The sequence below is a fragment of the Diaphorobacter sp. JS3050 genome, from assembly GCF_013154915.1.
Lineage (GTDB): Bacteria > Pseudomonadota > Gammaproteobacteria > Burkholderiales > Burkholderiaceae_C > Diaphorobacter > Diaphorobacter nitroreducens.
In genome coordinates this window covers 1,059,383-1,082,046 of sequence record NZ_CP053553.1, presented here as the reverse complement: position 1 = coordinate 1,082,046, position 22,664 = coordinate 1,059,383, and the positions used below count along the sequence as shown (strand labels likewise).

17 protein-coding genes and 1 pseudogene are annotated in these 22,664 nt (G+C 67.8%); 12 read left to right on the top strand and 6 right to left on the bottom strand.

Annotated features, from left to right (window positions below; all coding sequences use genetic code 11):
• Positions 1–153 precede the first annotated feature (153 nt).
• The 3 genes from HND92_RS05325 to serA form a co-directional block, all read right to left on the bottom strand.
• On the bottom strand, positions 154–645 hold the full coding sequence (locus tag HND92_RS05325; protein WP_231403444.1) for an HIT family protein: 492 nt from the start codon (positions 643–645) through the stop codon (positions 154–156).
• Positions 642–4,565 carry an FAD/FMN-binding oxidoreductase gene (locus HND92_RS05320; RefSeq protein ID WP_172206367.1) on the bottom strand — a complete coding sequence of 1,308 codons (3,924 nt, stop codon included), beginning with the start codon at positions 4,563–4,565 and terminating at the stop codon, positions 642–644. Before HND92_RS05320 ends, HND92_RS05325 begins: the two co-directional genes overlap by 4 nt.
• A 192-nt stretch (positions 4,566–4,757) precedes the next feature.
• Positions 4,758–5,987, bottom strand: coding sequence for a phosphoglycerate dehydrogenase (gene serA / locus HND92_RS05315; protein ID WP_041835901.1), 1,230 nt, complete (start codon positions 5,985–5,987; stop codon positions 4,758–4,760).
• A gap of 311 nt (positions 5,988–6,298) precedes the next feature.
• Between serA and ugpB the strand changes: the two genes are divergently transcribed.
• From ugpB to HND92_RS05285, 6 genes and pseudogenes are all read left to right on the top strand, one after another.
• The gene (gene ugpB / locus HND92_RS05310; protein ID WP_172206365.1) at positions 6,299–7,612 is read left to right on the top strand and encodes a sn-glycerol-3-phosphate ABC transporter substrate-binding protein UgpB; all 1,314 of its coding nucleotides are present in this window, start codon (positions 6,299–6,301) and stop codon (positions 7,610–7,612) included.
• Positions 7,613–7,742: 130 nt separating this feature from the next.
• Positions 7,743–8,624, top strand: coding sequence for a sn-glycerol-3-phosphate ABC transporter permease UgpA (gene ugpA / locus HND92_RS05305; protein WP_012655769.1), 882 nt, complete (start codon positions 7,743–7,745; stop codon positions 8,622–8,624).
• A gap of 2 nt (positions 8,625–8,626) precedes the next feature.
• The gene (ugpE, locus tag HND92_RS05300; RefSeq protein ID WP_011804304.1) at positions 8,627–9,475 is read left to right on the top strand and encodes a sn-glycerol-3-phosphate ABC transporter permease UgpE; all 849 of its coding nucleotides are present in this window, start codon (positions 8,627–8,629) and stop codon (positions 9,473–9,475) included.
• Positions 9,476–9,538: 63 nt separating this feature from the next.
• On the top strand, positions 9,539–10,546 hold the full coding sequence (locus HND92_RS05295) for a sn-glycerol-3-phosphate import ATP-binding protein UgpC (protein WP_012655768.1): 1,008 nt from the start codon (positions 9,539–9,541) through the stop codon (positions 10,544–10,546).
• 25 nt (positions 10,547–10,571) lie between these two features.
• Positions 10,572–11,321: a glycerophosphodiester phosphodiesterase gene (gene ugpQ / locus HND92_RS05290; RefSeq protein WP_012655767.1), complete on the top strand. Its 750-nt coding sequence runs from the start codon at positions 10,572–10,574 to the stop codon at positions 11,319–11,321.
• A 98-nt stretch (positions 11,322–11,419) separates the two neighbouring features.
• Positions 11,420–13,941, top strand: a pseudogene (locus tag HND92_RS05285) (DUF3772 domain-containing protein).
• 72 nt (positions 13,942–14,013) lie between these two features.
• Here the strand turns inward: HND92_RS05285 and HND92_RS05280 are convergent.
• Together HND92_RS05280 and HND92_RS05275 are read right to left on the bottom strand one after the other, a co-directional pair.
• A complete protein-coding gene (locus HND92_RS05280; protein ID WP_172206363.1) occupies positions 14,014–14,907 on the bottom strand; it encodes an N-formylglutamate amidohydrolase in 894 nt (297 codons plus the stop codon).
• A 10-nt stretch (positions 14,908–14,917) separates the two neighbouring features.
• The gene (locus tag HND92_RS05275) at positions 14,918–15,904 is read right to left on the bottom strand and encodes a tripartite tricarboxylate transporter substrate binding protein BugE (protein WP_172206361.1); all 987 of its coding nucleotides are present in this window, start codon (positions 15,902–15,904) and stop codon (positions 14,918–14,920) included.
• A gap of 118 nt (positions 15,905–16,022) precedes the next feature.
• On the opposite strand from HND92_RS05275, the gene HND92_RS05270 reads away from it, so the two are divergent.
• Positions 16,023–16,937: a LysR substrate-binding domain-containing protein gene (locus HND92_RS05270; protein ID WP_172206359.1), complete on the top strand. Its 915-nt coding sequence runs from the start codon at positions 16,023–16,025 to the stop codon at positions 16,935–16,937.
• A 1-nt stretch (position 16,938) separates the two neighbouring features.
• On the opposite strand, the gene HND92_RS05265 is transcribed toward HND92_RS05270, so the two are convergent.
• Complete coding sequence (locus HND92_RS05265; RefSeq protein ID WP_172206357.1) at positions 16,939–17,217, bottom strand: hypothetical protein; 279 nt, start codon at positions 17,215–17,217, stop codon at positions 16,939–16,941.
• A gap of 74 nt (positions 17,218–17,291) precedes the next feature.
• On the opposite strand from HND92_RS05265, the gene hemA reads away from it, so the two are divergent.
• From hemA to HND92_RS05240, 5 genes are all read left to right on the top strand, one after another.
• Positions 17,292–18,614, top strand: coding sequence for a glutamyl-tRNA reductase (hemA, locus tag HND92_RS05260; RefSeq protein ID WP_172206355.1), 1,323 nt, complete (start codon positions 17,292–17,294; stop codon positions 18,612–18,614).
• A gap of 113 nt (positions 18,615–18,727) precedes the next feature.
• Positions 18,728–19,831, top strand: a complete 1,104-nt coding sequence (gene prfA / locus HND92_RS05255) for a peptide chain release factor 1 (protein ID WP_011804295.1) — start codon at positions 18,728–18,730, stop codon at positions 19,829–19,831.
• A 57-nt stretch (positions 19,832–19,888) separates the two neighbouring features.
• Positions 19,889–20,731 carry a peptide chain release factor N(5)-glutamine methyltransferase gene (gene prmC / locus HND92_RS05250; RefSeq protein WP_172206353.1) on the top strand — a complete coding sequence of 281 codons (843 nt, stop codon included), beginning with the start codon at positions 19,889–19,891 and terminating at the stop codon, positions 20,729–20,731.
• 54 nt (positions 20,732–20,785) lie between these two features.
• Positions 20,786–21,115 (top strand): Grx4 family monothiol glutaredoxin, encoded by a 330-nt coding sequence (gene grxD, locus HND92_RS05245; RefSeq protein ID WP_011804293.1) that lies wholly within the window; start codon positions 20,786–20,788, stop codon positions 21,113–21,115.
• 178 nt (positions 21,116–21,293) lie between these two features.
• Positions 21,294–22,610, top strand: coding sequence for a hemolysin family protein (locus HND92_RS05240; protein WP_047349970.1), 1,317 nt, complete (start codon positions 21,294–21,296; stop codon positions 22,608–22,610).
• The last annotated feature ends 54 nt before the right edge of the window (positions 22,611–22,664 follow it).

The window sequence follows — 22,664 nt, the reverse complement described above, 5'->3', positions numbered from 1 at the left end:
TGCGCAATGAAAAGGAATGAACACCGGCGGCGGAGACCGCGCACCGCCGCCCTGCCGCTATTGTCCGCCGCCGGAGCCAAGGCGGCGCGATGCGAGCCAAATCAGCCTCCAGCGCCCAAGGGTAAAGCGCTGGCAGCTATCAATTAATGAGCATTACTCTGCAGCCCGATCGGCCCAGCGCTCCAGGCGCTCGCGCATCAGCGCGTGCAGTGCGGGCAAGCGCTCGGCCACCAGCGTCTCGCGCGCGGTGTCGCACTCGCGCTGGGGGTGCGCCCAGACGGGTGCAGGGAAGTGGCTGTCCCACTCGTAGCGCGCGATCACGTGCCAGTGCAGGTGCGGCACCACGTTGCCCAGGCTGGCCAGGTTGATCTTGGCCGGCGCCAGTTGCTCGCGCAGCGCCTGCTCCACCAGCGTCACGGCCTCCATGCAGTGCTGGCGGTCGGCGGGGGAGAGGTCGGAGAACTCCGCCACATGGTCCGCCCAGATCACGCGGTAGAAGGCCGGAAAGCCGGCCTCCTGCGCATGGATCACGCGCAGCTTGGCGCCGCGCCAGACCAACGCACCCGCGTCGGAGTCACACAGGGGGCACGCGCCAGCACCACCCGTGGAAGGCGCGGACATGCCGGGCATGGCGGCCTGGCTCATACCAGCACCCGCTCGATGCCGCCGGCGTTGGCGCGTTGCACGTACTCGGGCAGCCAGTTCTCGCCCAGGATCTGCTTGGCCATCTCGATGACGATGTAATCGGCTTCCAGCAGGCCGGTGGACAGGTCGTCCTGGTAGCGCGAGATGCCCTGCAGGCAGCTGGGGCAGCTGGTCAGGATCTTGATGTTGTCCTGCGCGCCCACCGCGCCGCTGGAACGCAAGGCCGCCTCGCCCTTGCGGATTTCCTCGGTCTTGCGAAAGCGCACCTGGGTGGAAACATCGGGGCGCGTCACGCCCAGCGTGCCCGACTCGCCGCAGCAGCGGTCGCTCTTGAGCACCTTGTCGCCCACCAGGGCGCGCACGGTCTTCATCGAGTCGCCCTGCTTCATGGGGTTGTGGCAGGGCTCGTGGTACAGGTAGCCGCCCTGCCCCGCGGGCAGGGTTATGCCCTTTTCCAGCAGGTATTCGTGGATGTCGATGATGCGGCTGCCGGGGAAGATCTTGTCGAACTGGTAGCCCTGCAGCTGGTCGTAGCAGGTGCCGCACGAGACCACCACCGTCTTGATGTCCAGGTAGTTCAGCGTGGTGGCCACGCGGTGGAACAGCACCCGGTTGTCGGTGATCATCTTCTCGGCCTTGTCGAACTGGCCGCTGCCGCGCTGCGGATAGCCGCAGCACAGGTAGCCCGGCGGCAGCACGGTCTGCACGCCGGCGTGCCAGAGCATGGCCTGCGTGGCCAGCCCCACCTGGCTGAACAGACGTTCCGACCCGCAGCCGGGGAAGTAGAACACCGCCTCCGTGTCGGCCGACGTGGCGGCCGGGTTACGGATGATGGGCACGTAGTCCTTGTCCTCGATGTCCAGCAGCGCGCGCGCCGTCTTGGTGGGCAGGCCACCGGGCAGCTTCTTGTTCACGAAGTGGATCACCTGCTCCTTGACCGGCGCCGTGCCCACGGTGGCGGGCGGGTGCGCGGTCTGCTTGCGGCTCACGCTGCGCAGCACGTCCACGGCCATGCGCTGGGCCTTGAAGCCTACGTTGACCATGCCCGCGCGCAGCAGCTTGATGGTGTCGGGGTTGGTGGCGTTGAGCATCGCCATGGCCATCTTGTTGCCGGGGCGGAAGCTTTTCTTGCCCATCTTGCGCAGCAGGTTGCGCATGTTCATGGTCACGTCGCCAAAGTCGATCTTGACCGGGCACGGCGAGTAGCACTTGTGGCACACGGTGCAGTGGTCGGCCACGTCCTCGAATTCCTGCCAGTGGCGGATGGACACGCCGCGGCGCGTCTGCTCTTCGTACAGGAACGCCTCTGCCAGCAGCGAGGTGGCCAGGATCTTGTTGCGCGGGCTGTACAGCAGGTTGGCACGCGGCACGTGCGTGGAGCACACGGGCTTGCACTTGCCGCAGCGCAGGCAGTCCTTCACGCTGGCAACGATGTCGCCGATGTCGCTCTGCTGCATGATCAGCGACTCGTGCCCCATCAGCCCGAAGCTGGGCGTGTAGGCGTTGGTCAGGTCCGCGAACATCAGCGAGGTGCGCGAGCCTTTATGCGCCAGATGGGCCTGCAGTGCTTGCCCGTCCTGCGCGAGCAGCTCCTGATTGCGTAGCAGCTTGCCGCGGTTGAAGCGGCCTTGCGGGTCCACCTTGCGCTTGTACTCGGCGAACGGCGCCAGTTCCTCGTCGGTCAAAAACTCCAGCTTGGTGATGCCAATGCCGTGCTCGCCCGAGATCACGCCACCCAGGCTGCGCGCCAGCACCATGATGCGCGCCACCGCCTCGTGTGCGGTCTGCAGCATGGCGTAGTTGTCGCTGTGCACGGGGATGTTGGTGTGCACGTTGCCGTCGCCGGCGTGCATGTGCAGCGCCACCCACACCCGGCCCTTGAGCACGCGCTTTTGCACATCGCCCAGCGCCTGCATCAGCGGCTCGAAGTCGCTGCCGGTGAAGATGTTGCGCAGCGGATCGCGGATCTGCGCCTTCCAGCTGGCGCGCAGGCGGTGGTCCTGCAGCTGGGGGAACAGTTCTTCCACGCGCTGCAGCCAGTCCTGCCAGAGCGCGCGCGTCTCGCGCACCAGGGCCAGGGCCAGGGCCAGCTTTTCCTCCAGCAGCTCGGGCGAAGGCGGCTCGCCGCCCGCCTCGGGCTTGCCCAGCGGCAGGTTGCCGCGCGCGAGGAACTCCTCCAGCGCGTCGGCCAGCTCGATCTTGTTGCGCAGGCTGAGTTCGATGTTGATGCGCTCGATGCCGTCGGTGTACTCGGCCATGCGCGGCAGCGGGATCACCACGTCTTCGTTGATCTTGAAGGCGTTGGTGTGGCGGCTGATGGCGGCCGTCTTCTTGCGGTCGGCCCAGAACTTCTTGCGGGCCTCGGCGCTCACCGCCGTGAAGCCCTCGCCGCTGCGGCTGTTGGCGATGCGCACCACCTCGGCGGTGGCGCGGGCCACGGCATCAGGGTCGTCGCCCACGATGTCGCCCACCAGCAGCATCTTGGGCAGGCCGCCGCGCTTGGACTTGGTGGTGTAGCCCACGGCGCGCAGGTAGCGGTCGTCCAGGTGCTCCAGGCCCGCCAGCAGCACGCCGCTGCGCTTTTGCTCGGCGAACATGAAGTCCTTGATCTCCACGATGCTGGGCACGGCGTCCTTGGCGTTGCCAAAGAACTCCAGGCACACGGTGCGCGTGTGCTCGGGCATGCGGTGCACGATCCAGCGCGCGCTGGTGATCAGGCCGTCGGTGCCTTCCTTTTGCACACCGGGCAGGCCGCTGAGGAACTTGTCCGTCACGTCCTTGCCCAGGCCCTCCTTGCGGAAGGTCTTGCCCGGGATGTCCAGGCGCTCGGTGCGGATCGGCGTCTTGCCGTCGGCCTGGAAGTACTGCAGTTCGAAGCTGGCAACGTCAGCGTCGTGGATCTTGCCCAGGTTGTGTCCCACGCGCGTGACCTCCAGCCACTGCCCTTCAGGCGTCACCATGCGCCAGCTGGCCAGGTTGTCCAGCGCCGTGCCCCACAGCACGGCCTTCTTGCCGCCCGCGTTCATGGCGATGTTGCCGCCGACGCACGAAGCCTCGGCGCTGGTCGGGTCCACGGCGAACACGAAACCGGCGGCCTCGGCCGCGTCGGCCACGCGCTGGGTGACCACGCCGGCCTCGGTCCAGATGGTGGCCACCTCGGCGTCCAGGCCCGGCAGGCGGCGCATCTGCACCTCGGTCATGGCCTCGAGCTTTTCGGTGTTGATGACGGCGCTGCGCCAGGTGAGCGGAATGGCGCCCCCCGTGTAGCCGGTGCCGCCCCCACGCGGGATGATGGTCAGCTCCAGCTCGATGCAGGCCTTGACCAGCGCGGCCATCTCGGCCTCGGTGTCGGGCGTGAGCACCACGAACGGGTATTCCACGCGCCAGTCGGTCGCATCGGTCACGTGCGACACGCGCGACAGGCCGTCGAACTTGATGTTGTCCTTGGCGGTGTGGCGTCCCAGGCGGCGCGCCACCTTCTTGCGCAGATCGCTGGCCTCGACCAGCGTGGCGTCGAACTCGTCGATGGCCCGGCGCGCTGCGTCCACCAACACGCCCACGCGGCGGTCGCGCTCGGCGTCTTCCTGCGGCAGGCGGCGCTTTTCGATCTCGGCCATGCGGTGCTGCAGCGCATCCACCAGCAGCTTGCGCCGGGCGGGGTTGTGCAGCAGGTCGTCCTGCAGGTAGGGGTTGCGCTGCACGGCCCAGATGTCGCCCAGCACTTCATACAGCATGCGGGCGGATCGGCCCGTGCGGCGCTCGCGGCGCAACTGGTCCAGCACATCCCAGGCAGAGGCGCCCAGCAGGCGGATCACGATTTCCCGGTCGGAAAACGAGGTGTAGTTGTACGGAATTTCGCGCAAACGGGCAGGCTCGGCGCCTTGCGTCTGCAGGGCGGCCAGCGCAATCGGAACATTCATGGGATCAACCTGGGTTGGGCGTGCAGGGCGCCCTCGTGCCTCGGGGTCGGGATTTTAAGCCAGTGCCCGTTACCGCACTGTCCTGCCCGTAGAGCCCCGCCGCTGGCGCGGGGCGGCCAAGGACGGACAAGAGCCAAATAAGGCCCCAGCGCCCGTCCATCCAGCGCAAGCAGCTATTAAAACAATAGCTATTTAATACAGCACGCGGCTGCGGATGGTGCCGGGCACCTGGGCCAGCTTCTCCAGCGCCAGGTCGGACGAGCGCGCGTCGAGGTCGATCACCACATAGCCGATCTTCTCGTTGGTCTGCAGGTACTGCGCCGCGATGTTGATGTGGTTGTCCGACAGGATGCTGTTGATCTGCGAGAGTACGCCCGGCACGTTGTGGTGCACGTGCAGCAGGCGGTGCTTGCCGGCATGCTCGGGCAGCGCCACCTCGGGGAAGTTGACCGACGAGGTGCTGGTGCCGTTGTCGCTGTACCTGACGAGCTTTTCCGCCACCTCCAGGCCGATGTTGGCCTGCGCCTCCATGGTGGAGCCGCCGATGTGGGGCGTGAGGAGGGCGTTGTCCAGCCCGCGCAGCGGCGAGACGAACTCGTCCTTGTTGCTCTTGGGCTCCACCGGGAACACGTCCACGGCCGCGCCCAGCAAGTTGCCGCCCTTCAGCGCCTGGGCCAGGGGGTCGATCTCCACCACCGTGCCGCGCGAGGCGTTGATGAGGATGCCGCCCGGCTTCATGGCCGCGATCTCGGCGGCGCCAATCATCCACTGGGTGGAAGGCAGCTCAGGCACGTGCAGGGTCACGATGTCGGCCTGGCCCAGCAGCTCGTGCAGCGAACCCACCTGGCGCGCATTGCCCAGCGGCAGCTTGTGCACCACGTCGTGGAAGATCACGTGCATGCCCAGCGCCTCGGCCAGCACCGACAGCTGGGTGCCGATGGAGCCGTAGCCCACGATGCCCAGCGTCTTGCCGCGGATCTCGTAGGCGTTCGTGGCGCTCTTGAGCCAGCCGCCGCGGTGGGCCGCAGCGTTCTTCTCGGGCACGCCGCGCAGCAGCAGGATGGCCTCGGCCAGCACCAGCTCGGCCACGGAGCGGGTGTTGGAATACGGCGCATTGAACACGGCGATGCCGCGCTCGCGCGCAGCGTTCAGGTCTACCTGGTTGGTGCCGATGCAAAAGCACCCCACGGCCACGAGCTTGTGCGCATGCGCGAACACGTCCGCCGTGAGCTGCGTGCGCGAGCGGATGCCAATGAAGTGCACGTCGGCGATCTTGCGGCGCAGTTCCTCGCCCTCCAGCGCCCCGGCCAGCACCTCGACCTGCGTATACCCCGCGGACCGCAACACTTCCACCGCGGAGGGATGGATGCCCTCCAGCAACAGGAACTTGATCTTGCTTTTATCCAGGGAAGTCTTGGCCATGGCGTGCAAATTGAGAGGAAATGAAAACACCCAGGCGGCGCGCGCCGCTGGACAGGAGAGGGGATCATTGTGCAATGCACAAATCCCTGTCGGCATCCATGCGATTGCCCGCGGCGGCCCATGCATACCCCCGCCGCGGCCGGATGTTTGTCACAACACCGTCATGCCAGTGACACAATTCGTCACCCAAGCGCCGCGGGGTTTACCCCGTTGCTGCGCTTTTTGCAGTGTGCGAGAACGACACATTCCTGTCACGGAACGCGACCACCATCGCCGCTTTCCTGCCTATCGTCTATCAACGAGGAGTATTCATGCAGATCAAACACTTGGCGCTGGCCGCCGCAGTGGCCGCCACCAGCCTGGCCGCACAAGCTCAAACAGAGATCCAGTGGTGGCACTCCATGACGGCTGTCAACAACGAGTGGGTCAATGACCTGGCCAAGCAGTTCAACGAGAGCCAGAAGGAGTACAAGGTCATCCCTACCTTCAAGGGGACGTATGACGAAAGCATGACGGCCGCGATCGCCGCGTTCCGCTCGGGCAATGCGCCGCACGTCCTGCAGGTGTTCGAGGTGGGTACGGCCACGATGATGGCCAGCAAGGGCGCCACCGTCCCCGTGGGTAAGGTGATGAAGGACGCGGGCGCTGCCTTCGACCCCAGCGCCTACATCCCCGCCGTGGCTGCGTACTACACCGACCCCAACGGCCAGATGCTGAGCTTCCCGTTCAACAGCTCCACCACCATCTTCTATTACAACAAGGACGCCTTCAAGAAGGCCGGCCTGAACCCCGACAAGGCTCCCGCCACCTGGCCCGAAGTGTTCGAGGCTGCCAAGAAGCTCAAGGCCAGCGGCCACAGCTGCCCCATGACGCTGGCCTGGATGGGCTGGACGCAGCTCGAATCGTTCTCCGCCTGGCACAACGTGGAGTTCGCCACCGAGAAGAACGGCCTGTCGCCCAACGGCTACAAGGCCCGCATGAAGATCAATTCGCCGCTGCACGTGCGCCACATCGACAACCTGTCGCAGGCCGCCAAGGCGGGCGAGTTCGTCTACAAGGGCCGCGGCTCGGCGGCCCAGGCGTCGTTCACCTCGGGTGAGTGCGCCATGATCCAGACGTCGTCGGGCTTCTACGGCGATGTGGCCAAGAACGCCAAGTTCGCCTACGGCCTGGCGCCCCTGCCCTACTACCCCGACGTGAAGGATGCACCGCAGAACACCGTGATCGGTGGCGCATCGCTGTGGGTCATGGCCGGCAAGAAGCCCGCCGAATACAAGGGCGTGGCCAAGTTCTTCGAGTTCCTGTCCGACACCAAGGTGCAGGCCGCCAGCCACCAGCGCACGGGCTACCTGCCCATCACCATGGGCGCGTATGAGCTGACCGAAAAGTCCGGTTTCTACGCCAAGCACCCCGGCACCGACACGGCCGTGAACCAGATGGTGCGCAAGGTGACCGACAACTCGCGCGGCATCCGCCTGGGCAACTACGTGCAGATCCGCACCATCGAGGACGAAGAACTCGAACAGGTGTGGGCCGGCAAGAAGACGGCCAAGGAAGCCCTGGACTCCATCGTGAGCCGCGGCAACGAACTGCTGGCGCGCTTCGAGCGCTCGTACAAGAAGTAAGCCCTGTCATCCGTGACGGGCGAGGCGTTCCCATGAACGCCCCTTCGGTCAGCGGCCCCTGCCTGGGGGCCGCTTTTCCTTTTCCCGCTGGTGCAGCCTTGCGCCAGCGGTTTTCTCGTTTGTGAACGTCATGGAAAAACGCGTACTTTTCCGCTCGGCGTGGCTGCCCTGGGTGTTGATCGCCCCGCAGTTGCTCATCATCGGCATCTTCTTCTTCCTGCCCGCGGGCCAGGCCATCCTGCAGTCCTTCCAGATGGAAGACGCGTTTGGCATGAGCACCGAGTGGGTGGGGCTGGACAATTTCAAGCAGCTTTTCGACGATCCGTCCTATCTGGAATCCTTCCAGCGCACGGCGTTGTTCTCGGTGCTGGTGGCGGGCATCGGCATCGTGGTGTCGCTGGCGCTGGCCATCTTCGCGGACCGCATCGTGCGCTTTGCCATGGTCTACAAGACCCTGCTCATCGTGCCCTATGCCGTGGCCCCGGTGATCGCGGGCGTGCTGTGGGTGTTCCTGTTCTCGCCCTCCATCGGCGTGGTGACCTACTACCTGGGTGAGCTGGGCTACGGCTGGAACCACATGATGAACGACAACCAGGCCATGACGCTGATCGTCATCGCCTCGGTGTGGAAGCAGATCTCCTACAACTTCCTGTTCTTCCTGGCGGGCCTGCAGTCGATTCCGAAGGCGCTGATCGAGGCGGCCTCCATCGACGGCGCGGGTGCATGGCGGCGCTTCTGGAACATCCAGCTGCCGCTCTTGTCGCCCACCACGTTCTTCCTGCTGGTGATCAACATCGTGTACGCCTTCTTTGACACCTTCGGCATCATCGACGCGGCCACGCAGGGCGGGCCGGGGCAGTCCACGTCCATCCTCGTCTACAAGGTGTACCAGGACGGCTTCAAGGCGCTGGACCTCGGCGGCTCGGCGGCGCAGTCCGTGATCCTGATGCTGATCGTCATCGCGCTCACCGTGGTGCAGTTCCGCTACGTCGAGAAGAAAGTGCAGTACTGACCATGATCGACCGTAACCCCTGGCTCAATTTCATTTCGCACGCCGTGCTGGTCCTCGGCGTGGCCATCGTGGCCTTCCCGCTGTACCTGGCGCTGGTGGCCTCCACCCACACGGCGGATGCCATCGTGCAGTCGCCCATGCCGCTGCTGCCGGGCAGCCATCTGTGGGAGAACTACCAGGCCGCGCTGTTCGGCTCGGGCAAGCTGGGCTCCAACACCAACGTGGTGCACATGATGTGGGTGAGCTTCGTGGTGGCCATGGTCATCACCGTGGGCAAGATCGCCATCTCGCTGCTGTCGGCGTTCGCCATCGTGTACTTCCGCTTCCCGTTCAAGATGCTGTGCTTCTGGGCCATCTTCGTGACGCTGATGCTGCCGGTGGAAGTGCGCATCCTGCCCACCTACAAGGTGGTGGCAGACCTGGGCCTGCTCAACAGCTACGCCGGCCTCACGCTGCCGCTGATCGCCTCGGCCACGGCCACGTTCCTGTTCCGCCAGTTCTTCCTGACGGTGCCCGACGAGCTGGTGGAGGCCGCGCGCATCGACGGCGCCGGGCCCATGCGCTTTTTCAAGGACGTGCTGGTACCGCTGTCGCGCACCTCGATCGCTGCGCTGTTCGTGATCCAGTTCATCTACGGCTGGAACCAGTACCTGTGGCCGCTGCTGATGACCACCTCCGAAGACATGTACCCGGTGGTGATCGGCATCAAGCGCATGCTGGCCGGCGGCGAGGCCGCCGTGGACTGGAACATCGTGATGGCCACCGCCATCGTCGCCATGCTGCCGCCCACGGCCGTGGTGATCCTGATGCAGAAGTGGTTCGTCAAGGGCCTGGTCGACACCGAGAAATAAACATCAAAACCGGCTGTAGCGCCCACCCATCAAGCGCAAACAGCTATTGATTAAATAGCACATATGGCATCCCTTACCCTCACCAACGTCGTCAAGCACTACGGCAGCGGCAAGCAGATCGTGCCCGTGATCCACGGCGTCAACGCCGAGATCCGGGACGGCGAGTTCATCGTCATCGTCGGCCCCTCGGGCTGCGGCAAATCCACCCTGCTGCGCATGGTGGCCGGCCTGGAGGAAATCACCGGCGGCACCATCGCCATCGGCGAGCGCGTGGTCAACAACCTGGAGCCCGCCAGGCGCGACATCGCCATGGTGTTCCAGAACTACGCCCTGTACCCGCACATGAGCGTGTTCGACAACATGGCCTACGGCCTGAAGATCGCCAAGGTGGCCAAGGACGAGATCAAGGCGCGCGTGGACAAGGCCGCCAAGATCCTGGAGCTGGGCCACCTGCTGGAGCGCAAGCCGCGCCAGCTCTCGGGCGGCCAGCGCCAGCGCGTGGCCATGGGCCGCGCCATCGTGCGCCAGCCCCAGGTGTTCCTGTTCGACGAGCCGCTGTCCAACCTGGACGCCAAGCTGCGCGCGCAGACCCGTATCGAAATCCAGAAGCTGCACCGCGAACTGGGCATCACCAGCCTGTTCGTGACCCACGACCAGGTGGAGGCCATGACGCTCGCGCAGCGCATGATCGTCATGAACGCCGGCAACATGGAGCAGTTCGGCACGCCCGAGGAGGTCTACCACACACCGGCCTCCACCTTCGTGGCCAGCTTCATCGGCTCGCCGCCGATGAACCTGCTCAACCACGCGCCGGGCGCCCAGCCCGGCACCACGTTGGGCATCCGCCCCGAGCACCTGGACATCACCGCCGACGGCGGCTGGGCCGTGCAGGTAGAGACGGTGGAGCTGCTGGGCGCCGAGCGCCTGGTGTATGGCCGCGTGGGCGACGAACAGCTCATCGTGCGCATCGAGGAAGGCGCCCCCGCGCCACAGCCGGGCGACACCATCCACGTCACGCCGCGCGCCCACCGCCTGCACACCTTCGATGCCGGCACCGGCAAGCGCCTGTAGCACCCGACCGCCTGGAGCACCGCGCATGACGACACCTTCCGCCTGGCCCTACCCCCGCTGGATCGCCCACCGCGGCGCCGGCAAGCTGGCGCCCGAGAACACGCTGGCCGCCTTCCGCCTGGGCGCGCAGCACGGCTACCGCATGTTCGAGTGCGACGCCAAGCTGAGCAGCGACGGCGTGGCCTTCCTGCTGCACGACGCCACGCTGGAGCGCACCACCAACGGCCACGGCACCGCTGGCGATCAGCCCTGGGGCACGCTGGCCCAGCTGGACGCCGGTGCCTGGCATTCGCGCACGTACGCGGGCGAGCCGCTGCCCACGCTGGAGCACCTGGCGCGCTGGTGCATCGCCAACGGCCACTTCCTCAACATCGAGATCAAGCCCACGCCCGGTACCGAAGCCGAAACCGGCCGCGCCGTGGCCGCGCTGGCGGCACGCCTGTGGCACGGCCAGAGCGTGCCACCGCTGCTCACCTCGTTCAAACCGCAGGCGCTGGCCGGCGCGCGCGAGACCGCGCCGCATCTGCCCCGCGGCCTGCTGCTGGACCAACTGCATGACGGCTGGCTGGACACCGCGCGCCAGTGGGGCTGCGTGGCCGTGGTCTGCAACCATGCGCTGTGGAGCGCCGCCACCGTGGCCGAGGTACACCTGGCCGGCATGCGCGCCCTGAGCTACACCGTGAACGACGACTGGGCCGCCCAGCGGCTGCTGGCGCTGCACACCGACGGCATCATCACCGACCGCGTGGACCTGTTCAGCCCCGCCGGGGCCTGACGCGGCGCCACCCGTCCACGCCGGCGGGGCGTGCCGGGCACGCCGCTCGCGCTGCCGTCTGGCAAGGCCAGGGCCGCTCGACAGCGGACAATGCGCGCATGCATCGCCTTTCCCGCACCGGCGCGCGCCCGCTGCGCCGCCGTCTCCCCGTGCAGAGCGCACGCCACCTTTGGCAGTGGTTGGTACTGGCCTGCTGCCTGTGGCTGGGCGGCACGCCCGCCCTTGCCCAGACCCGGCCCGCTGCGGCCCCCGCCTCCGCCGCGGCCAGCGCGGTGGACACGCTGGGTGAGGACAACGCCCCCCTGCCCTCGGTGGATGAACTGCGCAAGCAGCTCGACGCCATTCCCGCAAAGCTCGGCGAGGAGGACGACGGCCGCAAGCTGCTGACCGAGCTGGCCGCCATCGGCACCGCGGCCGAGCGCGTGGTCGCCCAGCGCACCAGAGACCTGGCGGACCTGGACCGCCGCCTGGAAGGCCTGGGCCCCACGCCCGAAAAGGGCGCACCCGCGGATGCGCCCGACGTGGCCGAGCAGCGCACCGCGCTGAACAAGCAGCGCGGCGTGATCGATGCGGAACTCAAGCTCGCCCGCCTGGTGGCCGTGGATGCCGAGCAGCGCAGCGCGGAGATCGGGCGCCAGCGGCGAGCGCTATTCCAGGCGGCCCTCACAACGCGCGTCGATTCGCCACTGGCCCCCGCCTTCTGGCGCAGCCTGCGCTACGCCGCGCCCGGCGACAGTGCGCGGCTGCAGGCGCTGGGCGCCAACCTGCGCCGCGCCGTGCAGGCCACGCTGGACTCGCCGCGCCGCGGCACCTTCCTGGGTTACCTGGCCCTGGCCGTCGCCCTGGCCGTGGGGGCACCTGGCTGGCGGAGCGTGTGCTGGTGCGCGCGCTGCCCGCGCGGCTGCCGGCCACCCGGCTGCGGCGCACGCTGCTGGCGGCGGCGGCGGTGGTGGCGAACGTGCTGATCGTCAGCGCTGCGCTGCAACTCGCGTGGAGCAGCGTCAAGCTCGGCGGCGTGCTGGACGAGGACGTGCGCGCGGTGCAGCAGGCCAGCCTGCGTGCCGCGGCCTACGCCACCTTCGTTATCACGCTGGGGCACGCACTGCTGTCGCGCCGGCGCAGTTCCTGGCGGCTGCTGCCCATCTCCGACGCGCTCGCCCGCCGGCTCAGCCCCTTCCCGTGGTGGATCGGGGCACTGTCGGCGCTGGGCGGACTGGTCACGCAGGTCAACGCCATCGTGGGCGCCAGCCTGGCGGCCGAAGTGCTGGTGCACGCCGTGTCCGCGGTGTTGCTGTCGGTGACGGTGGCCGTCGCGCTGGGCCGGCTGCGGGCAACGCCCCAGGCAGCGGACGCGGCCGATAGCGCCACCGACGCGGCGCCCGCGGAGAAGGCGGGCCGCCCCCTCTGGGTGGGGTTGATCCTGGCCAGCGCGGGCCTTGCCGCGGCCGCGGCCGCGCTGGCCGTGCTGCTGGGCTTCGTGGCGCTGGGCGGCACGCTGGCGCGGCAGATGGTGTGGTCGGGCGTGGTGTTTGCCACCACCTATCTGCTGATGCAGTTGGTGGACGACCTGTGCGACGCGTTGCTCTCCTCCCACGGCGGCCTGGGCGCGCGCATCCACGCCGCGTTGGCCATCGACGCCCAGTTGCTGGACCAGGCCGCGGTGCTGCTGGCCGGCGTGCTGCGTGTGGCGCTGTTCTTCTACATGGCGATCGCGCTGATGGCGCCGCTGGGCACCAACCCGGACGAGCTGTTCCGCCGCGGCAGCAAGCTGGACCACAGCCTGCAGATCGGCGACTTCACGCTGGCGCCCCAGGCACTGCTCACGGCGCTGGCGGTGATCTGTGCGGGCTTCCTGGCGATACGCATCGTCAAGCGCTGGCTCAGCGACCGCTACTTCCCCCACACATCGCTGGAGCCGGGCATGCGCAGCTCCATCGTCACGCTGCTGGGCTACGTGGGCGGCGTGGTGGTGATCGCCGTGGCGCTGGCGGGCCTGGGCATCAGCGTGGAGCGCATCGCCTGGGTGGCGAGCGCGCTGTCGGTGGGGATCGGCTTCGGCCTGCAGGCCATCGTGCAGAACTTCATCTCGGGCCTGATCCTGCTGGCCGAGCGGCCGGTGAAGGTGGGCGACTGGGTGGTGCTGGGCGACACCGAGGGCGACGTGCGCCGCGTGAACGTGCGCGCCACCGAGATCCAGCTGGGCGACCGCTCCACGGTGATCGTGCCCAACTCGGAATTCATCACCAAGACCGTGCGCAACATGACGCTGGGCAGCGCCCAGGGCCGGGTGCTGCTGCGCCTGCCCGCACCGCTGGACACCGACGCGCGGCGCATGCGCGAGCTGATCCTGCAGGCCTTTCATGCGCACGAGGACATCCTGGAGAGCCCCGCGCCATCGGTGACGCTGGAAGGCATCCAGAGCGGCACGCTCACCTTCCTGGCGATCGGCTACGTGAGCAGCCCGCGCAACGCGGGAGGCGTGCGCAGCGACGTGCTGTTCGCCATCCTGGAGGCGCTGCGCGACGCGGGCCTGTCGCTGTCGCCGCCGGCCACCACCTCGGTGGCGCAGGCGCCGCGCGACGCCGCCCAGGAGGCGCCGCCGCTGTCGGAGCGCGTCTGAACGGCGCCCGATTCGCTCCTGTTTCAATAGCTGATAGCGCTTATCAGACAAGCGCTACAGGCCAATTTTGCTTCAAACCGACAGCTGCGAACGCACATAGCCCGCCACCACTCCCAGCAACTGGTCCAGGTGCTGCTGAAGCGGTGCAAAGCCGGCGTTGGGCGCACGCGTGTCCTCGTCCATGTACACCGGGCGGCGGATCTCGATCTGCAGGCTGTGGCGCCCCAGGTGCGGCTGGCCGATGCGGCCGATCAGCTCCACGCCCTTGTAGGGCTCGTTCAGCGCCACGCTGTAGCCAAAGCCGCGCAGCTGCTCGGCGATCAGGTGCACGAACTCGGGCGCGCAGGTGGTGCCGTCGCGGTCGCCCAGCACGAAGTCGGCCAGCGGCGGCGCGTCCGTGCGGCCCAGGCGCCGGTACACGTCATTGGGCATCGAATGCAAATTCAGGTGCCACACGCGGCCAAAGCGCTGCACGCTCGCGTCGATCGCCTGCTGCAGCTGCGCATGGTAGGGGCGCCAGTAGCCCTCGATGCGCCGCTGCACCTCGGCCACCGTGCGCGCACGCGCATACAGCGGCGTGGCCACGCCGTCCTTGCTGATCTGCTGCCAGACCAGGCCCAGGCCCTGGCGCGTCTTGGGGCCGGGGGCGAGCGGCACGGGCCACGCGCCGTCGATCTGCGCAGGGTCCAGGTCGTTGTCTGCCCGGTTCACGTCGATGTAGGTGCGCGGGAAGGTCGCGGCGATCAGCGTGGCACCGTGCGCGGGCGCGGTATGCCAGAGGCGGTGCACGTGCGTGTCCTCGCCGCGACGCAGCAGCGCCAGCGGCACGGCGTGGCCGAAGTCTTCGGGGTAGGCCGTGCCGCTGTGGGGCGAGTCGCACACCAGCGGCAGCGGCTGCCCCGTGGGTTGCCAGACCTCGACCGGGGTGTCCGGCCGGGGGCTCAGGTCGTCATGCAACGCTGTCAAAGGCGCACCATCAGTCCAGCTTGATGTTGGCGCGCTTGGCCACGGCCGTGTAGCGCGCGATGGCGGCGTCGATCTGCTTGGCAAACTGCGCGGGCGTGTTGGCCATGGATTCGCCGGAGATGCTCTTTTGCTTCTCCAGGTAGTCGGGCTGGGCCATGGCCTTGTGCGCGGCGGCGTTCAGCTTGGCGATGATTTCCTTGGGCGTGCCCGCGGGCGCCACCAGGCCGAACCAGCCGCCGTCACCCATGCCGGCGTAGCCCAGCTCGGTGTAGGTGGGCACGTCGGGCAGCACGGGGCTGCGCTTCAGGGCCAGCACGGCCAGCGGGCGCAGCTTGCCCGACTGGATGTTGGCCAGCGTGGAGGGTAGGTTGTCCGTCATCGCGTTGACCTGGCCGGCCAGTGCATCGGTCGCGGCCTGGCCCGCGCCCTTGTAGGGGATGTGCAGCAGGTCGATGCCCGCCAGGTTCATGAAGTTCTCGATGTTGGCATGCCCCAGCGAGCCCGTGCCTGGCGAGGCAAAGGTGTACTTGCCGGGGTTGGCCTTGGCCAGCGCCACGAACTCCTGCATGGTCTTGGCGGGCACGCTGGGGTGCACCACGAAGACGCTGGGCACGCTCATCACGTTGGTGATGGGGGCGAAGTCCTTCACCGCGTCATACGGCAGCTTGGCGTAGATGGCGGGGTTGGCGCCGTGGGTGCTCACCGTGGCCATGCCGATGGTGTAGCCGTCCGGTGCCGCCTTGGCGATGGCGTCGGCGCCGATGGAGCCGCCGGCTCCGCCCTTGTTGTCCACCACCACGGCCTTGCCCAGGATGGGGCCCATCTTGTCGGCCAGAAGGCGGGCCACCATGTCGGTGGAGCCGCCGGGCGCGAACGGCACGATCAGCTTGATGGGGCGGTTGGGGTAGTCGCCCGCCTGGGCGTGCGCCAGGGGTGCGAAGGCCGCAGCGGCGGCGCAGGCAGCCAGGGTGGACAGCAGGGTGCGGCGCAGTGCCATGGTGTTCTCCTCGTTGTTGAATGATGGGTGGTCAATGCCCATTCTTGAGCGCATCGGCGCCTGCGAAAAGCGACAAAATGGCGCGCATTCATTACCAACGCTCATCCATTGCCCGCCCATGCGCATCCACTCTCCGTCGCTGCCTGAACTGCATGCCTTTGCCACCGCGGCGCGGCTGGGCAGTTTCTCGCAGGCGGCCGAGGACTTGAGCGTGACCCAGGGCGCCATCAGCCGCGCCATCGCACGATTGGAAGATCACCTGGGCATCGCGCTTTTTGCGCGCGAGGGCCGGCGCAGCGTGCTCACCCGCGCGGGGGCCGACTACCTGCAGGCCGTGGGCCCGTCGATCGCCACCATCGAATCCGCCACGCTGGCCGTGCGCACGCGGCGCAGCCCGCGCCAGCTGCGCCTGTCGGTGGCGCCCACGCTGTTCAGCCACTGGCTGATCCCGCGTCTGCCCGATTTTCATGCGCGCCACCCGGGCGTGGCCCTGTCGTTTGCACCCTACCGGCGCGACGACCCTTTGAGCGCGCCCGAGATCGACGCCTGGATCCGCGTGGGCCGCACCGACTGGCCCGCAGGCATCGCGGCCGACTACCTGGTGGGGCGCGAGCTGGTGCCCATTTGCCGCCCGGCCGACCTGCAGGGGCCGCAGGCCATCCGGGCACCGGCCGATCTGCTGGCGCGGCCGCTGCTGTTTCACACCCACTACCCGGACAACTGGGCGCACTGGTTTGCGGGCGTGGGCTGTGCCCACGGGCCTTTGGCGCCGTCGGCAGACTTTGAACTGGTGTCGCTACTGGTGCAGGCCGTGATTGCCGGCCTGGGCGTGGCCGTGGTGCAGCGCGCGCTGGTCGAGCCCGAACTGGCCGCCGGGCGCATTGCCATCGCCGTCGACCAGCCCGTGCTGCTGGACCGCGGCTACCACCTGTGCACACCCACGGGGCGCGCGCCCAACCCGGCAGTGCAAGAGCTGCGCAATTGGCTGCTGGATCAGGCCAACAAACCAGCCGCCGACCAAGTCAAAAGTTGAATCAGCCGCGCCAGGCGCGCAGCACCAGCCATTGGCTGGTGGCACAGGCCAGCACCAAAGCGGCGTAGGTGACCATCTTGCCGTCGCGCCCCAGCAGCACCAACCCTGCCGCCAAGGCCACGCAACCCACTACAAAATTAATAGCTATTGGCGCATTCCAGCCCTTGGCTTTGGCCATATTTCGCATAAACACATGGCTGAACGCCACGAGCAGCACGGCCACCGCCAGCGCCGGGGCGGCAAAGTTAAGCACGTGGTTGAGGGCAAGAAGAAGGCTCATGGAGTTGTGACGCAAATCAAGGCTTTGGCGCCGCGGCCTGCCTGGGGGCGCAGCGGATTTTATAATCGCGCCCCATGTCAGTCTGGGCCCTAGGCATCAACCATCACACAGCTCCGCTTGATCTGCGGGGCCGCTTCGCGTTTGCCCTGGATCAGATCGCGCCCACGCTGCACGGGCTGCGCGAGTCGCTGGCCGCCGGCTCAGGCCGCCACCCGGGTGTGGAGACCGCCATCATCTCCACCTGCAACCGTACCGAGATTTATTGCGCCGCCCCCACATCCACACCCGGCCCCGCGCTGGATCACACGCTGGACTGGCTGGCTGCAAGCGGCGGCGTCAGCCCTGCGCTGCTGCGATCGCACTCCTACAGCCTTGAAAATGGCCTGGTCGCGCGCCACGCTTTTCGCGTGGCCAGCGGGCTTGATTCGATGGTGCTGGGCGAGGCCCAGATCCTCGGCCAGATGAAGGACGCCGTGCGCGCCGCTGAAGGCGCAGGGGCGCTCGGCACCACGCTCAACCAGCTCTTTCAGCGCAGCTTTGCCGTGGCCAAGGAGGTGCGTACCAGCACCGACATCGGCGCACACAGCATCAGCATGGCCGCCGCGGCCGTGCGGCTGGCCGGCCAGTTGTTCGAAGACCTGACGAAGATCCGCGTGCTGTTCGTGGGCGCGGGCGAGATGATCGAGCTGTGCACCACGCACTTCGCGGCCAAGACGCCCCAGCAGATCACGATCGCCAACCGCACGCTGGAGCGCGGAGAAAAGCTCGCCACGCGCTTTGGCGGCGAGGTCATGCGCCTGGCCGACCTGCCCGACCACCTGCACGAGTTCGACGCGGTCATCAGCTGCACCGCGAGCACGCTGCCCATCATTGGCCTGGGCGCCGTGGAGCGCGCGCTGAAAAAGCGCCGCCACCGCCCCATGTTCATGGTGGACCTGGCCGTGCCGCGCGATATCGAGCCCGAAGTGCAGCAGCTGCAAGACGCCTATCTGTACACCGTGGACGACCTGGCCAGCGTGGTACAGACGGCACAGGCCCACCGCCAGGCCGCCGTGGCGCAGGCCGAGGCCATCATCGACGCGGGCGTGCAGAGCTTCGTGCACTGGATGGAGCTGCGCAGCCCCGCCGCGCAGAACGGCGGCGTGGTGCCGCTGATCCAGCAACTCAACTCCCAGGCCGACGAATGGCGCGCCCTGGAAATCGCCCGCGCCAAGAAGCGCTTGGCCAAGGGCGAGGACATCGAGACCGTGCTTGAGGCGCTGTCGCGCGGCCTCACGCAAAAGATGCTGCACGGCACCATGGCCGAGTTGCGCGCGGGCGATGCCGAAGCGCGCGCCCAGACCGCACAGGCCGTCTCGCGCCTGTTCCTGCGCTCGCACAGCAAAAACGGGCTGTAGCGGCGCTCGCTCGCGCACCCCTGATTTCATAAGCCCCATCGGCCTACCGCGCTTACCAGACAAGCGCAAGCAGCTACCAGACTGGTAGCAAAACCCTTCTTTCACACCCCTTGATGAAACCCTTTCTCCGCAGCCAGCTGGAACGCTACGCGCAACGCCTGCAGGAACTCGACTTCCTGCTCTCGCGCGAAGACATCATGGCGGACATGCAGCAGTACCGCAGCATCTCGCGCGAGCACGCCGAGGTCACCCAGGTCGCGGGCCGCTACGCCCGCTACCAGCAGCGCGAGGCCGACCTGGCCGGCGCGCGCGAGATGCTGGAAGACCCCGACATGGCCGAGATGGCGCAGGAGGAAATCCATGCCGCAGAGACCGAACTCGTGCAGTTGGAGGACGAGCTGCAGCGCCTGCTGCTGCCCAAAGACCCCGACGACGAGCGCAACGCCTTCATCGAAATCCGCGCCGGCACGGGCGGCGACGAATCCGCCCTGTTCGCGGGCGACCTGGCGCGCATGTACACGCGCTACGCCGCCACCGTGGGCTGGAAGGTCGAGGTCATGAGCGCCAACGAGAGCGAGATCGGCGGCTACAAGGAAGTGGTGCTGCGCATCGAGGGCCAGTCCGGTACGGGCCCCTCCGGTAGCGGTGTGTACGGCGCACTCAAGTTCGAATCCGGAGGCCACCGCGTGCAGCGCGTGCCCGCCACCGAGACGCAGGGCCGCATCCACACCAGCGCCTGCACCGTGGCGGTGATGCCCGAGCCCGACGAGCACCAGGCCATCACGCTGAACCCGGCGGACCTGCGCATCGACACCTTCCGCGCCAGCGGCGCGGGCGGCCAGCACATCAACAAGACCGACTCGGCCGTGCGCGTGGTGCACCTGCCCACCGGCATCGTGGCCGAGTGCCAGGACGGGCGCAGCCAGCACAGCAACAAGGCCAAGGCGCTGCAGGTGCTGCAGGCGCGCATCCAGGAAAAGGAACGCAGCGAGCGCGCCGCCAAGGAGGCCGCGCTGCGCAAGGGCCTGATCGGCAGCGGCGACCGCAGCGACCGCATCCGCACCTACAACTTTCCGCAGGGGCGCCTCACCGACCACCGCATCAACCTCACGCTGTACAAGCTGCTGGCCATCATGGAGGGCGACCTGGGCGAGGTGCTGCAGGCCCTGCAGCATGCGCGTGAAGCCGAACTGCTGGCCGAACTGGGTTTGGAGTGATTTTGGCCTCTAGCGCCCACACAGCAAGCGCCAACAGCTATCCATAGAGAAGCACCCATGCCTTCAATCACGCTGGCCCAGGCCTTGACCCAGGCCCAAGCCGCAGGGCTGGGGCGCATCGACGCGCAGATGCTGCTGCTGCATGTGCTGGGGCGCGCGCCGACCGACCGCGCCTGGCTGCTGGCGCACGACGGCGACACGCTGCCCGCGGCGGCCATGGAACAGTACGCCGCGCTGCGCGCGCGCCGGGCCAAGGGAGAACCCGTGGCCTACCTTCTTGGGCGCAAAGAGTTCTGGGGCCTGCCGCTGTCCGTGGACGCGCGCGTGCTGGACCCGCGCCCGGACACCGAGACACTGGTGGCGTGGGCGCTGGAGGTGCTGGCCACGCGCGCCGCGCCGCGCGTGGCCGATCTGGGCACCGGCAGCGGGGCCATCGCCCTGGCGCTGCAGCATGAGCGCCCCGATGCCCAGGTGCTGGCCGTGGACGCCAGCGCCGGCGCGCTGGCCGTGGCCCGCGCCAATGCCGGGCAGTTGGGCCTGCCCGTGCGCTTCATCCAAGGCAACTGGCTGCATGGGGTGGACGGTTCGTTCGATGCCATCGTGAGCAATCCGCCCTACATCCCCGCGCAGGACCCGCACCTGGCCGCGCTCACCCATGAGCCGCTGTCCGCGCTGGCCAGCGGCGCCGACGGCCTGGAGGACATCCGCACCATCGTGGCGCAGGCGCCCGCGCGGCTGGCACCTGGCGGCTGGCTGCTGCTGGAGCATGGGTGGGACCAGGCCGAGGCCGTGCAAACACTGCTGCGCGACGCAGGCTTTGACCAGGTGCAAAGCCGCCACGATCTGGCCGGCATAGCCCGATGCTCCGGCGGGTCAATGCCCGGCGGCGCCCCGCAGTGAAATAATCCCCCCATCGCCGCCCTGCCCCAGGGCGCCCCCCTTCAGGAGAACCCCATGAGCGACGTCCAGCAACGCATCGACCAACTGGTCAAGACCAACGACATTCTGCTGTTCATGAAAGGCAACGCCAGCTTTCCGATGTGCGGCTTCTCGGGCCGCGCCGTGCAGATCCTCAAGGCCTGCGGCGTGGACCCCAAGAACATCGCCACCGTGAACGTACTGGACGACCAGGAAATCCGCCAGGGCATCAAGGACTACAGCCACTGGCCCACCATCCCCCAGCTCTACGTGAAGGGTGAGTTCATCGGTGGCTCGGACATCATGATGGAGATGTACGAATCCGGTGAACTGCAGCAGGTGCTGGGCACCGGCGACGCCGCCTGAAGCGCCGCGTCCTGCCGCCAATGGACCAACCGCCCACACCGGGCGGTTTTTTTATGTCTGCCGGCGCGCGCGGCGCCCCGCCACGCGGGCCCGCTACACTTGGCGACACCTGGCCCCGTGTCTGCGTGCTTGGCACACCCCGCTGCACGACAGGCGCGCGGCATTGCATCCTCGCTCCATGCCTTTGTCCGAAAGCCTGATCGTCATCACCGCCCTCATCGGGGCCAGTGCCTTCTTCTCGCTGGCCGAGATTTCCCTTGCGGCATCGCGTCGCCTGCGGCTGCGCCAGCTGGCCGACGAGGGCGACCACCGCGCCGACCGCGTGCTGCGGCTGCAGGAAAACCCGGGCGACTATTTCACCGCCGTGCAGATCGGTCAGAACGCCGTGGCCGTGCTGGGCGGCATCGTGGGCGAAGGCACCTTGAGCCCGCACTTCTCCGGCTTCTTCGGTATGTGGCTGGGCGCATCGCATGCGCAGACGGCGGGTTTCCTGCTGTCATTCACCGTCATCACGTCGCTGTTCATCCTGTTTGCCGACCTGTTCCCCAAGCGCATGGGCATGGCGGAGCCCGAGCGCCTGGCGCTGCGCGTGGTGGCGCCCATGCAGGCCACCATGGCGCTGTTGCGGCCCGTGGTGTGGCTGTACAGCCGCTGCGCGGACCTGCTGTTCCGCGTGCTGGGCATGAACGCGCTGCGCGACGACCGCGTCACCTCCGATGACATCCTGGCCATGATGGAAGCTGGCGCACGCGCCGGCGTGCTGGCCGCGCGCGAGCAGCAGGTGATCGAGAATGTGTTCGAGCTGGACACGCGCAGCGTGGCGAGCAGCATGTCGCCGCGCGACCGCGTGGCTTATTTCCTGCGCGACGATCCCGACACGGTGATCCGCGCGCGCATTGCGGCCGAGCCGTTTTCCACCTACCCCGTGTGCGAAGGCGACATCGACCACGTGGTCGGTTACGTGGACGCCAAGGACCTGTTCCAGCGCGTGCTGAACAACCAGCCCATCTCGCTGGCCGACGAAGGCCTGGTACGCAAGGTGCTCATCGTGCCGGACCGGCTGTCGCTGGCCGAAGTGCTGGAGCAGTTCCGCCAGGTGCATGAGGACTTCGCCGTCATCGTCAACGAATACAGCCTGGTCGTGGGCGTGGTCACACTCAACGATGTGATGAGCACGGTGATGGGTGACCTGGTGGGCCCGGCGGATGAGGAGCAGATCGTGCGCCGCGACGAGAATTCCTGGCTCATCGACGGCACCACGCCCGTGTCCGACGTGCTGCACGCCCTGGGCCTGGACGAGCTGCCGCACGCCGATGAGTACGAGACCCTGGCGGGCTTTCTGATGGTGATGCTGCGCCGGGTGCCGCGCCGCACCGACAGCGTGACCTTCGGGGGCTACAAGTTCGAAGTGCTGGACGTGGACAGCTATCGCATCGACCAGGTGATGGTGTCAAGGCTGGAAGGCGCGTCCAAACCAGTGCTGCCCGTTGAATAAGGAGCGGCGCAGCTGACAAGGGCAGCACCTGCCGGCGTGCGTGGCCATCCGCAA